At 38.5% G+C, this 12,285-nt stretch carries 12 protein-coding genes, 9 tRNA genes, 1 rRNA gene and 1 riboswitch; of the genes, 17 read left to right on the forward strand and 5 right to left on the reverse strand.

The window, feature by feature from the left end; genetic code table 11:
• Positions 1–235: 235 nt before the first annotated feature.
• From rrf to KHA93_RS18730, 10 genes are all read left to right on the forward strand, one after another.
• Positions 236–351, forward strand: a 5S ribosomal RNA gene (gene rrf, locus KHA93_RS18685).
• 12 nt (positions 352–363) lie between these two features.
• Positions 364–438, forward strand: a tRNA-Asn gene (locus KHA93_RS18690).
• Position 439: 1 nt separating this feature from the next.
• Positions 440–512: transfer RNA gene (locus KHA93_RS18695), tRNA-Thr, on the forward strand.
• Positions 513–532: 20 nt separating this feature from the next.
• A tRNA-Glu gene (locus KHA93_RS18700) sits at positions 533–607 on the forward strand.
• A gap of 35 nt (positions 608–642) precedes the next feature.
• Positions 643–718, forward strand: a tRNA-Val gene (locus KHA93_RS18705).
• Between the two features lie 4 nt (positions 719–722).
• A tRNA-Thr gene (locus KHA93_RS18710) sits at positions 723–798 on the forward strand.
• Positions 799–817: 19 nt separating this feature from the next.
• Positions 818–902 (forward strand) — tRNA-Tyr (locus KHA93_RS18715).
• 63 nt (positions 903–965) lie between these two features.
• Positions 966–1,040 (forward strand) — tRNA-Gln (locus KHA93_RS18720).
• 1 nt (position 1,041) lies between these two features.
• Positions 1,042–1,114: transfer RNA gene (locus KHA93_RS18725), tRNA-Lys, on the forward strand.
• 65 nt (positions 1,115–1,179) lie between these two features.
• Positions 1,180–1,255: transfer RNA gene (locus KHA93_RS18730), tRNA-Ala, on the forward strand.
• Between the two features lie 9 nt (positions 1,256–1,264).
• On the opposite strand, the gene KHA93_RS18735 is transcribed toward KHA93_RS18730, so the two are convergent.
• Positions 1,265–1,921 carry a hypothetical protein gene (locus tag KHA93_RS18735; protein ID WP_213112093.1) on the reverse strand — a complete coding sequence of 219 codons (657 nt, stop codon included), beginning with the start codon at positions 1,919–1,921 and terminating at the stop codon, positions 1,265–1,267.
• Between the two features lie 163 nt (positions 1,922–2,084).
• Between KHA93_RS18735 and rocF the strand changes: the two genes are divergently transcribed.
• Positions 2,085–2,981, forward strand: a complete 897-nt coding sequence (rocF, locus tag KHA93_RS18740; protein WP_213112094.1) for an arginase — start codon at positions 2,085–2,087, stop codon at positions 2,979–2,981.
• A gap of 32 nt (positions 2,982–3,013) precedes the next feature.
• On the opposite strand, the gene KHA93_RS18745 is transcribed toward rocF, so the two are convergent.
• Entirely contained in the window at positions 3,014–3,181 is a 168-nt protein-coding gene (locus KHA93_RS18745) for an aspartyl-phosphate phosphatase Spo0E family protein (protein ID WP_213112095.1), read from the reverse strand.
• A gap of 202 nt (positions 3,182–3,383) precedes the next feature.
• On the opposite strand from KHA93_RS18745, the gene sigW reads away from it, so the two are divergent.
• The 5 genes from sigW (at position 3,384) to glmM (ending at position 8,237) form a co-directional block, all read left to right on the forward strand.
• Positions 3,384–3,947, forward strand: coding sequence for an RNA polymerase sigma factor SigW (gene sigW, locus KHA93_RS18750; protein WP_213112096.1), 564 nt, complete (start codon positions 3,384–3,386; stop codon positions 3,945–3,947).
• Between the two features lie 50 nt (positions 3,948–3,997).
• A complete protein-coding gene (locus tag KHA93_RS18755; RefSeq protein ID WP_213113034.1) occupies positions 3,998–4,588 on the forward strand; it encodes an anti-sigma factor family protein in 591 nt (196 codons plus the stop codon).
• 197 nt (positions 4,589–4,785) lie between these two features.
• Positions 4,786–5,616 carry a diadenylate cyclase CdaA gene (gene cdaA / locus KHA93_RS18760; protein WP_213112097.1) on the forward strand — a complete coding sequence of 277 codons (831 nt, stop codon included), beginning with the start codon at positions 4,786–4,788 and terminating at the stop codon, positions 5,614–5,616.
• On the forward strand, positions 5,609–6,853 hold the full coding sequence (locus tag KHA93_RS18765) for a CdaR family protein (protein ID WP_213112098.1): 1,245 nt from the start codon (positions 5,609–5,611) through the stop codon (positions 6,851–6,853). The genes cdaA and KHA93_RS18765 overlap by 8 nt, the downstream gene beginning before the upstream one ends.
• A gap of 34 nt (positions 6,854–6,887) precedes the next feature.
• A complete protein-coding gene (gene glmM / locus KHA93_RS18770; protein WP_213112099.1) occupies positions 6,888–8,237 on the forward strand; it encodes a phosphoglucosamine mutase in 1,350 nt (449 codons plus the stop codon).
• A gap of 307 nt (positions 8,238–8,544) precedes the next feature.
• On the opposite strand, the gene KHA93_RS18775 is transcribed toward glmM, so the two are convergent.
• Together KHA93_RS18775 and KHA93_RS18780 are read right to left on the reverse strand one after the other, a co-directional pair.
• Positions 8,545–9,384 carry a flagellin N-terminal helical domain-containing protein gene (locus KHA93_RS18775; protein ID WP_213112100.1) on the reverse strand — a complete coding sequence of 280 codons (840 nt, stop codon included), beginning with the start codon at positions 9,382–9,384 and terminating at the stop codon, positions 8,545–8,547.
• A gap of 116 nt (positions 9,385–9,500) precedes the next feature.
• Positions 9,501–10,607 (reverse strand): 5-methyltetrahydropteroyltriglutamate--homocysteine S-methyltransferase, encoded by a 1,107-nt coding sequence (locus KHA93_RS18780; RefSeq protein WP_213112101.1) that lies wholly within the window; start codon positions 10,605–10,607, stop codon positions 9,501–9,503.
• Positions 10,608–10,779: 172 nt separating this feature from the next.
• A riboswitch (SAM riboswitch) is annotated at positions 10,780–10,884 on the reverse strand.
• Positions 10,885–11,042: 158 nt separating this feature from the next.
• On the opposite strand from KHA93_RS18780, the gene KHA93_RS23750 reads away from it, so the two are divergent.
• Positions 11,043–12,149 (forward strand): GGDEF domain-containing protein, encoded by a 1,107-nt coding sequence (locus KHA93_RS23750; RefSeq protein WP_213112102.1) that lies wholly within the window; start codon positions 11,043–11,045, stop codon positions 12,147–12,149.
• Here KHA93_RS23750 and KHA93_RS23955 read toward each other — a convergent pair.
• Positions 12,146–12,274 (reverse strand): hypothetical protein, encoded by a 129-nt coding sequence (locus KHA93_RS23955; protein ID WP_490710554.1) that lies wholly within the window; start codon positions 12,272–12,274, stop codon positions 12,146–12,148. The genes KHA93_RS23750 and KHA93_RS23955 overlap by 4 nt on opposite strands.
• Between the last annotated feature and the right edge of the window lie 11 nt (positions 12,275–12,285).

Consider the following 12,285-nt stretch of genomic DNA (forward strand, 5'->3'; position numbering starts at 1 on the left):
ATGAGATTTCCCATCGCGCAAGCGAGTAAGATCCCTGAAAGATGATCAGGTTGATAGGTCCGGTGTGGAAGTGTGGCGACACATGGAGCTGACGGATACTAATCGATCGAGGACTTAATCAACAAACAATCAAGTTTTGGTTTGCTTTCTCTATATCTGGTTTTGAGGGAATGAAAAATTTTCTCTTGAAAAATCTATAAAACATATTATAATAAAATATGTCGATTATGAATTGTCTGGTGACGATGGCGAAGAGGTCACACCCGTTCCCATCCCGAACACGGAAGTTAAGCTCTTCAGCGCCGATGGTAGTAAGGGGCTTCCCCTTGCAAGAGCAGGACGTTGCCAGGCAAGACCTATCATTCCGCAGTAGCTCAGTGGTAGAGCTATCGGCTGTTAACCGATCGGTCGTAGGTTCGAATCCTACCTGCGGAGCCATGCTTCCATAGCTCAGTTGGTAGAGTGCATCCATGGTAAGGATGAGGTCACCGGTTCAAGCCCGGTTGGAAGCTTCCACGAGAATATATGATATGGCCCCTTGGTCAAGCGGTTAAGACACCGCCCTTTCACGGCGGTAACACGGGTTCGAATCCCGTAGGGGTCACCATTTTTAATATAGCTTTGTGCATATGTACAATAAATGGAGGATTAGCTCAGCTGGGAGAGCATCTGCCTTACAAGCAGAGGGTCGGCGGTTCGATCCCGTCATCCTCCACCATTGTGCCGGCCTAGCTCAATTGGTAGAGCAACTGACTTGTAATCAGTAGGTTGGGGGTTCAAGTCCTCTGGCCGGCACCATTTTTTTTTTTTTTATTTCGGTGGGGTAGCGAAGTGGCTAAACGCGGCGGACTGTAAATCCGCTCCCTCCGGGTTCGGCGGTTCGAATCCGTCCCCCACCACCATTTTAATAAAGATGGATACTTATATGATTAAAGGGTATTATACATAATATAATTTTCATCCGATGGGCTATAGCCAAGCGGTAAGGCAACGGACTTTGACTCCGTCATTCGTTGGTTCGAATCCAGCTAGCCCAGCCATGAGCCATTAGCTCAGTTGGTAGAGCATCTGACTTTTAATCAGAGGGTCGCAGGTTCGAATCCTGCATGGCTCATCATTCATCTCGTTAACAGTTGTCTTGAATATTCAAGGCTTCTTTTCGTTATTTACCTTTTTTAAGGGGCCTTAGCTCAGCTGGGAGAGCGCCTGCTTTGCACGCAGGAGGTCAGCGGTTCGATCCCGCTAGGCTCCACCAATAACAATTTCAAAAATAATACGGTCCTGGACGTTGTTCAGGGCTTTTTCTTTTATAAAAGGATTGCCACGGATACAATGCCGCATTAAAAACGATCCACTGAAACAGTGTCAACATAACTCCAAACTGATCATAATCCAAAAGCCTTAAAGTAAGTAGTTGCAACGGAAAGATAAAGAAAAAAATAGTCAAGAGTGTTCTGTTAGTCCTTATCCAAAGTATTTTTTTCTTTGAACTCTTTTTCTTTAAATCACGAATGATCCAAATACAACTCAAGCTAAGAAAAAGTAAATCGAGTGGAAATAGGATTTTTCCCACAGCAAATTCTGTGCCTAGAGTGTCCCCCTTAAAATAAATTGTTTCTGCAGAATAGAACATTGCACCGGATTCGATCACTAGCAGCAAAAGCCATATAAGCAACATCCAATGGAAAGGTTTTTGAGCTCCACGCCATCCCATATAGACGACAGATAATAATACAGCTACAAAAAAGAGTAATAGCCAATAATCGCCATAAATCCCCTTTCCACCTATCCCAAGCCAACCTGACCATATGTACGAGGAGCCATCAAATAAACCTCTGATAATAGGTAACCAAAATGTGAATCCACTTATTACTACATATAATAGAATTATGTGTAATAGAAAATCGGGCTTCCACTTCATTCAAATATCTCTCCTTTTGATTTTTGTACTATTAGCTTATTTCCACTTTCAAAAGATGTTTACCTCTATTTTGCAATGTATATATATACAAAAAAATGTTGAGTTGAGCCATTGGCATTAAAAAAGTTATGATTATCATAAAAAGGGGCTAGGAGGAAAACCTATGAAAAAAATTTCAATATTAGGTGTTCCCATGGATCTTGGACAAACACGAAGAGGTGTCGATATGGGACCTAGTGCAATTCGATATGCAGGTGTTTTAAACCGACTTAAGAAATTAGATTATGATGTTGAAGATATAGGGGATATCGTCGTAAAAGTTGATAATCTTGAAGAAGATAATCATACAACATTAAAAAATTTGAAAGCGATTGCAAGAATAAGTGAAGAAATCGCTCATTCGATTCAAACTATCATTGAAAATAAACGTTTTCCGCTATTATTTGGCGGGGACCATAGCATAGCCATAGGTACAATTGCTGGTATTAGTAAATTTTATGAAAATCTCGGCGTTATTTGGTTTGATGCTCATGGCGATTTAAATACAGAGGAAACCTCTCCATCAGGAAATATTCATGGAATGCCACTTGCAGCAAGTATGGGCTTTGGCCATCCAGCCCTTACGGGCATTAGAGGATATAATCCGAAGGTAAACCCAGAAAATGTCGTGATTATCGGTGCGAGGGATCTTGATAAAGGGGAAAGAGAGCTTATTAAGAGTAAAAATATTAAGGTTTTCACGATGCATGAAATTGACCGTTTAGGAATGACGCGGGTAATGGAAGAATCCATTCATTTATTAAAAAAGAGAACGGATGGTGTTCATTTATCCGTTGATTTAGATGCTCTTGATCCTCATGATGCCCCTGGAGTTGGAACGCCAGTTTTAGGAGGAATCAGCTATCGGGAAAGCCATTTAGCAATGGAGATGCTTGAAGAAACAAAACTTATTACTTCCGCAGAATTCGTGGAAGTCAACCCGATTTTAGATGAACGGAATAAAACAGCTGAAGTCGCTGTTGCCTTGATGGGTTCATTGTTTGGCGAAAAATTATTATAAAAAAATATTGCAGTGGCATGTAGGTCGTTGGATTATCGCTTCCCTGGCCTACACACCACTGCTTGATATTTATTTAATAGTTTGTCTAATTCGTAGCTTAGTTTTACTACACGTTCATCCAAAAAAGAGGAAGATAAGCCAAGTTTCACCATTTTACTACGATGAGATTCAATTTTTACTAATAAGTCTTCTGTATCCAATCCCTCAAGCCTCCCGCATATTATTTATCATCTGTATATCCATTTTACAAAATATTAAACAAGTTACGGCGAAATTTGTTAAAATAGAAGTAATGTGATTTTTTGTCGAGAAAAAATATAAATGGTCATTATAGTGTGTGAAACCTTTTTAATATTCATACGTATGAATGGATAACCGCATAGAGCGGGAGGTAGAGAGAGAATGGATGTAATTGTAAATCAAAGAATTAGGGATGTATTAAAGGGCGATCAGGAAGCATTTGGGGAAATCGTTGAATTATTTAAAGATAAGGTATTTCAGTTATGCTATCGAATGTTAGGGAATCGACATGAGGCAGAAGATATCGCACAGGAAGCATTTGTAAGAGCATACGTGAACATCCATAGTTTTAATCAAGGAAGGAAATTTTCCACATGGCTCTACAGAATTGCAACTAATCTCTGCATCGATCGTATAAGAAAAAAGAAGCCCGATTACTTTCTAGATGCCGAGCTGGCTGGAACGGAAGGTTTGACGATGTATTCTCAAATCGCTGCTGAGGGGAAATCTCCTGATTCCGAAGTGGAGACGATGGAACTTCAAGAAATTGTTCAACAGGAAATATTGCGACTCCCTGATAAGTATAGGGTTGTAATTGTATTAAGATATATTGATGATCTGTCATTGAATGAGATCAGCGAAGTCTTGGAAATGCCGCTCGGAACGGTCAAAACCCGAATACACCGTGCGCGGGAAGCACTTCGAAAACAGTTGAACAATTTGTAGGAAAGGTGAGAAGGAAAGTGAAGGCTTGTCCTGAAGAGATTATTCTCTATATGCAAGAGTCTTTAGATAGTGATCTGTCTCATGAAAAAGAGCAAACATTAAAGGACCACTTGCAAAAATGCCCCGATTGTCAAAAACATTTTCAAGAGCTAAAAAGAACGGTAGCTTATATAAAAAGCCCGTCACATATACGAGTGTCCAGTGGTTTTACTGCCGATGTCATGGCAAGATTACCGAAGGAAAAAAGCAGTGCTGGCGTAAAGCGCTGGTTGCGTAATCATCCCATTTTAGCAGCAGCTTCTTTATTTTTAATTCTTATGGCTGGAAGCGTATTGAACATATGGAATGATGATCAAAAATTTTCTGTTACAAAACAACCTAATCTAATAGTCGAAAATGATACAGTGATAGTCCCAGAAGGTGAAGTAGTAAACGGAGACATTACGATAAAGAACGGAAACCTCCGAATTGAGGGAAAGGTTAACGGTAATGTGACCATCATTAATGGAAAACGATATATGGCCTCAGCAGGGGATGTTACAGGAGATATAGAAGAAATCAATGAACTATTTGAATGGCTCTGGTATAAAATTAAAGACGGTGGCAAAAAAGTCATAAACCTGTTTGAGGAAAAATCATAAGGAAGAAGAGGATTGCATGCAGCAGTCCTTTTTTTCATGGAGAAGTGGTTAGCTATAACGAGTCCCATTGTGTGAATCCTATTTACCTTCTGTCAAGTAGTTGGTTTATCAGAATATATGTTATAATGGATTAGTTATTATCCATACTTTTAATATAAAGCAATTCTCAATTTGAATAAATAGATGGAGGAAAGAACATGCCGTTTGCAGATCTTACCATCTTGGGTGTTTTATCCCACGTAGTCGATATTTTCCTCGTTTGGTACGTTATATATAAAATGATTATGTTTATCCGCGGCACTAAAGCCGTCCAACTGTTAATAGGGATTTTAGTCATTACCCTTATTTGGATTTTAAGTGGTGTATTTCATCTAAATACACTAAACTTTTTAATGGAAACAGTGATGACATGGGGTTTTTTAGCGATTATTATCATCTTCCAGCCTGAGTTAAGGCGTGCACTTGAGCAGCTTGGGCGCGGAAAGTTTTTTGCAAGAAGCGGTATCCATGAAGAGGAAGAGCAAAAGCAAAGACTGGAAGCTATTATAAATGCTGTCAATTATATGGCGAAAAGAAGAATCGGTGCCCTTATTTCGATTGAAAAAGAAACGGGGATGGGCGATTATATTGAAACTGGAATTCCTCTAAATTCAAATTTGACTCATGAACTGTTGATTAATATTTTTATACCGAATACACCCCTTCATGATGGAGCGGTTATCATACAAAAAACTCAAATCGCAGCTGCGGCCTGTTATCTTCCTTTATCTGAGAGTCCGTTTATTTCTAAGGAACTGGGGACAAGGCATAGAGCAGCACTAGGTATCAGTGAAGTGACGGATAGTTTAACGATAGTGGTTTCTGAGGAAACGGGTGGAATTTCCGTCACAAAAAATGGTGAATTACTACGGGATTTATCATTAGAGCAATTCCAAGTAGTTTTAGAAAAAGAGCTTACAGATGAAACTAAAACTAAACAGTCTTCCTCATCAATCTGGAAAAGAAGGGAGAAGACAAAAAATGGATAAATTTATGGAAAATCCATGGTTTGTCAGAATTATATCGATGCTTTTGGCGATTTTGCTTTTTGTTACGGCAAATGATTATTTTGGTGGAACAAAACCAGGAACCAACCCAAACGAAATGGAAAATGCAAATGCCGATACGATAACAAACGTACCCGTTGAAGTATATTATGATTCCGAAAATCTTGTCGTCACAGGGATTCCTCAAACGGTGGATGTCAAGATTGAAGGGCAGCGTCGGTTTGTAGAAGCTGCGAAAAGGCAAAGGGATTTTACAGTATATATTGATTTATCCGACGCTCAAATTGGAAGGCATCGGGTTCAATTCTTATTCAAAGATATATCTGATAAATTAAAGGTCACGATTGAACCGGCGTATGCAGATATTTCACTTCAAGAAAAAGTAACAAAGGAATTTGGGGTTGAAGCAGAATTTAACCGCAGTATTCTTGCAGAAGGATTTGAAGCTGAACGGCCTGAAATAGAGCCTAAAACAGTGAAAATTACTGGGGCAAAGGATGACATTGAAAAAATATCCTATGTGAAAGCAACCATTGATGCAAGTGGTTTAATTAGTGACACGATCAAACAATATGCAAAAGTAACCGTTCTTGACCGAGATTTGAACAAGCTTGACGTTATCGTCGATCCTGAAACTGTTTTGGTGACCATACCGGTGACAAACCCGAGAAAAAACGTACCCGTTAAGATTAATACGACTGGTACGCCACCGGATGATATTCATATTAAAACAATCAGTACGGTAACACCTGAAGTAATGATATTTGGCCGAACGGAGATTTTAAAGGACGTTGATGAGGTCGAGGTAACAGTTGATGTGAGTGGTATTCGCGAAGACACCGAGCTCGAAGTCCCAATTAAATATCCACTTGGTGTTAATAAAATTACACCAGATAAAATAAAAGTTAAAATTTTGACAGAGAAAAAGCAGGAAGAAAAAACATTAAAGGATATAAAAATTGAAAGCAAAGGCCTTAATGCAGATTTAAATATGGAGCTATTATCACCAGCAAATGGAACAGTTTCTCTAAAAGTTAAAGGTGAAAAGGACAACCTAGAAAAGGCTCTTGACAGTGATTTTCATATATTTTTGAATTTGGATGGCCTTACTGCCGGCGACCACGAAGTTAATCTTGTAGTAGATGGTTTAAAAGATGTGCAATGGGAACTATCGAATAAAAAGGCGAAAATTCGCTTAACAGAAAAGGAAAATGTGTAAATGAACATTGTTCGAAGAAGGAGCGATAGATACAATGGGTAAATATTTTGGAACTGATGGAGTAAGAGGGGTAGCAAATTCGGAGCTGACGCCAGAGTTGGCTTTTAAATTAGGTCGCTTTGGAGGTTATGTTCTAACAAAAAACTCAGAACGCCCTAAAATTCTCATCGGCCGTGATACAAGGATTTCTGGCCATATGTTGGAAGGGGCTCTTGTATCAGGATTGTTATCCATTGGAGCAGAGGTCATGCGTTTAGGTGTAATTTCTACACCTGGCGTGTCCTTTTTAACGAAAGCATTAGGAGCACAGGCCGGCGTCATGATTTCTGCTTCACATAATCCAGTCGCAGATAATGGTATCAAATTTTTTGGACCAGATGGTTATAAATTGTCCGATGAACAGGAAGAAGAAATCGAGCAATTACTTGATTTAGAAGAGGATACCTTACCTCGACCGGTTGGGAAAGATCTTGGACTTGTAAGTGATTATTTTGAAGGCGGACAAAAATATTTGCAATTCCTTAAGCAAACCGTTGATGAAGATTTCTCTGGGATTCACGTTGCACTTGATTGTGCACATGGAGCGACTTCGTCATTGGCCACCCATTTATTTGCAGATTTGGAAGCAGATATTTCAACGATGGGTTCAACTCCAAACGGCTTGAATATTAATGATGGAGTCGGATCTACTCATCCAGAGGCGCTAGCTGCATTTGTAAAAGAAAAAGGTGCAGACGTAGGACTAGCGTTTGATGGCGATGGAGATCGCGTTATCGCGATTGATGAAAATGGTGACATAGTTGACGGCGATTATATTCTTTACATATGCGGAAAACATATGAATGCAGAAGCTCGACTTAAACAATCCACTGTAGTTTCAACTGTCATGAGTAATCTCGGATATTACAAAGGCCTTGAAGAATTAGGCATTAACAGTGCTCAAACTGCCGTGGGTGATCGGTATGTCGTTGAAGAAATGAAAAACAACGGCTACAATCTCGGAGGAGAACAATCTGGTCACATCATTTTCCTTGATTACAACACAACAGGAGACGGACTTTTAACAGGACTTCAACTTATTAATATTATGAAGCTTACCGGAAAACCACTTTCAGAACTTGCAAAAGGTATGAATAAATATCCGCAAAAGCTTGTGAATATCCGAGTAACAGATAAATACCATGTGACTGACAACGAAAAAGTAAAAGAAATTATTAAACAAGTAGAATCTGAAATGAACGGAAACGGACGAATCCTCGTACGCCCATCCGGTACAGAGCCTCTTGTCCGTGTAATGGCAGAAGCACCGACAAAAGAAGCATGTGAAGATTATGTGAATCGCATTTCGGCAGTAGTAGAAGCGGAAATGGGATTGCCAGAGTAATAATGATAGAAGATGCAATAGAGTATAGTTGATGCTCTATTGCATTTTTTTGTTATTTCTAAATGAAATACTTGAGCAGTCGCCGTATAGAGTCTTGGGAAAGGTAACCAATCGCGCCCATCTCTCCTCATTTCTAGCCTGAAAGGGCACGCGAGAGCTCCTTGTGCAATCAACATTTCGAGAGAAAATTGATCACAATTCCAATTTGATCGCGAATCGCGTTATTAAAGCCTTTCAATACAAAACCGCTTGCTGAACAAGTATAAATGCACGAATCTCCAGATTCCCAAATTTGTATTTATAAAAATTACTTCAATTTATAATTGTCTCCGTTAATCTTTAATAATTGTAAAATCGAATACGCTTGTTGCATATGCAGGCTCATTACATATTGATTTGCTTGTAATAAAATATTCGCTTTCGTGTAATTCATGATTTCCTTTGCGATGTCTGCATCTCGAATTCTTGATTCCGCAGCAATGAGGTTTTCCTCCATGTTCATTGCGTTGTTATAAGCATGTTCCAGCCTGTTCATATAAGCCCCTATTTTGGAGCGTTCGGAAGAAACCTTTCGAATGGCATCGTCCAGCTGTGACATTGCTTCATTTGCTTTATCACGGGTATTTATGGAAAGGTCATTTATCCCTATCGCCCCAGCACTCATATCCCCAATCGACATTTCAATATATTGCCCGGCATTCGCTCCAGCTTGAATACGAATAGAGTTTCTCGAACCATCAAGTAAAGGCATGGAGTTAAATTGAACATCCTTCGAAATTCGTTGTATTTCTTTTTTTAGCTCTTCAAATTCCAAAGCTAATGCTTCCCGATCTGCATCTGTATATGTATCACTTGCAGCCTGCACGCTTAATTCTCTCATTCTTTGTAAAATAGCATGAGTTTCATTTAATCCGCCTTCCGCCGTTTGCAGCAAGGAAATCCCATCCTGGATATTCCGTCCTGCCATATGGAGACCACGAATTTGCGCACGCATTTTTTCCGATATTGCCAGTCCAGCAGGATCATCACTTGCACGATTAATCCTCATCCCTGATGAAATTCGCTCTAATGACCGCTGCGATATGGCGAGATGCCGATTCATTTGATTGATCATTGATAAACCAGTACTATACCATTTTCCCAGCATATTTCTTGCTCCTTTCATCAAAGATATATGGCATTTTGGATAATATCGGCATTTTTTACAAATTATGAAGTAAAAAACCTGGAGAATATGCCTCTCCAGGTTTTTATTAGCAATGCTTATCCCCAAATTTCTTTTGCAATTTCAACGATATATTTCAATTTTTCCCATTGTTGTTCTTCAGTTAATTTATTTCCATGGTGTGTTGAGGCAAATCCACATTGTGTGCTTAAACAAATCTGCTCTAATGGAATGTATTGGGATGCTTCTTTTATTCGGGCAATGACCGTATCCTGATCTTCTAACTCACCTTTTTTGGATGTTAAAACACCTAGAACGACTTTTGCTCCTCCTCGAGGAATATATTCCAAAGCTTTGAAATCCCCTGAACGCTCATCATCATATTCTAGGAAGAACCCGTCCACTTTTTCCTTCGCTAATAAAGTTGGTGCAATTAGATCGTAGCTTCCGGAAAATGCCCAGTTGGATCGATAGTTTCCACGACATAGATGGGTTGTAATATATAAGTCATCTGGTTTACCTTCCAATACGCCGTTTACGACACGGAGGGCTAAATCAATTAAATACTCCCTTGAAAAAGCTCCATCATGAAAAGGAATATCTGGAGAGGAAAGTCCCGCAATATACACATCGTCTAATTGTAAATAACGAACTCCTGCATCATAAAAAGCCTTTATCGCATCACGATATGCTTGGATGACATCATTTGCGTATTCTTCAATGTCAGGATAAATGTTTTCATTGCGGATTCCGATATTAAATAATTGGTTTGGGCTTGGAATCGTTTGTTTCGCAACCGCACGGCCACCGACAATTTCATTAAATTCAATAAAATCTTTTACATGCGGGTGATCAGGGTTGAACGAAATTTTTCCGATATTACGGATATTGTATCTTTCCGTTTCTTCATTGCCACTAAAAATATAGCCCACGTCAGGCACATATCCTTCGATTCCGTTCAAATGCTCAAGGAAATCGGTGTGCCAGAATCTACGTCTAAATTCTCCATCTGTTACTGCTTCTAACCCAACTTCAATTTGCTTATCGACAATTCGTTTAATTTCTTGTGTCTCTACTTCACGTAATTGGTCTGCTGTGATGGTTCCTTCTTGAAAATCCTTTCTTGCCTGATGCAAGTTTTCCGGTCTTAATAAACTTCCTACTTGATCTGCTCTAAAAGGGGCTTTTACTAAAGTTTTTGTCATAGTTCATTTCTCCTTTTTATATAAAATGTAATACGATTAAACGAGTTAAGTCGCAATTAGCGACCACCTCCTTGCCAATGTTGTCTCGAACCTTTTAACCGTCATGCTATTCAGCCTCCAGCCATAATAAAAAGGACCTTCTAGAAAATAGAAGGTCCTTATAAAGAACATCTTCTTATCTTCTAGGTTAAAAACCTATTGGAATTAGCACCGGTGCCGTAAAGGTCGGTTGCTGAGACTTCATTGGGCCAAATCCCTCCATCTCTCTGGATAAGAACGAACTATAAAATTTTTGAATTAGTTAATGTATCCTACTCTAATACAGAAGAAGAAAAAGTGCAAGGAAAAAAATAGAACTTTTATTATTTTCAAATATTAGATACAATGGGTATTAATACATAAGACTTTTTACCTATGAAGATAGGAGTGGGTATAGTGGAAAATGAAAGTGTTATTCGCACTGCATCTTTAGTTCGTGATATTGTAAATGCACTTTGGATTATTGTGGGAATATATGTGATTGCCACAAGTATGGACGCATTTTTCACTAATAAAGATAAGTGGCTGTTTGTTCAATATGTGATTATCTATCCCGCTATCTTTATGATGATGACAATGGGGATACTCGAAATATGTATTAGAAAGATAAAAAATCATATCGAGTACATTGTGGTTTTAGGAATTAATATTTTGGCAAGCGTCATCATTTTTACGCTATATGAAAAGCCAATCCTTATTTTTCTTCTAGTTTTCCCTGTACTAGTTTCATTATATTTTTACAAACGAAAACTATTAAAATTTGCTTGCATTACTGGAATCCTATCAGGTGTGCTTATTTATGTATTATCCGAACAAGTTCGTATGCATTTTCAACACTCGGATATGATTATTATGATTGCTGTTGTACTTGGAATATCACTGTTAATTAGCAGTTTAATGAAGCATAGCCTTCGAATTTCGAATGAGCTATTAAAAACGACAAAGGAAAAACAATATTTATTTTCACAAAACATCCATATGGAAAAGCTTACCCGCATGGACCCAGTCACTGAGCTTTATAACCATCGCTCCTTTCATGAGTATTTAGAGACATTATTGAGAATAGATACAATCGACCAATTGGATATGCATATTGCTGTTTTGGATATCGATAATTTTAAAAAAATTAATGATACATATGGCCATCAAATGGGGGATTTGGTCATTGTGGAAGTAGCAAAACAAATTAAATCTTTTATGGAAAACGATGATTTTGCTTTTCGTTACGGCGGGGAGGAATTTGCCGTCATTAATATCGGCTTATCGACCGAGGAGTTTTTAGAAAAAATGGAAAACATTCGATTAGGAATATCTAAGGTATGCATGAAGGAATTAGAGGACCATTGTGTAACCGTCAGTATAGGGCTGCAAAAATTATTGCCGGGAATGAGCAAGGATCTCTTATTTAATGGAGCAGATACTTCTCTTTACATTGCCAAAAAATCGGGGAAAAACAAAGTAATCGTGAATTCAGTAGAACGAGCGCCGGAGGGAGCTATTTAAAAAGATTTGAAAAAAGTGTTTAAGATGATAAATATAAAAATGCTAGAGGCTAAGAAGATTGCATCTAATGTCTTTCTAGATTCTTTCTTTTGTCGCATTTTTTCTTTATAATCTAATCTCTTAATAACCTCCTAGA

The organism is Lederbergia citrisecunda (genome assembly GCF_018343695.1).
GTDB classification, from domain to species: domain Bacteria; phylum Bacillota; class Bacilli; order Bacillales; family Bacillaceae_C; genus Lederbergia; species Lederbergia citrisecunda.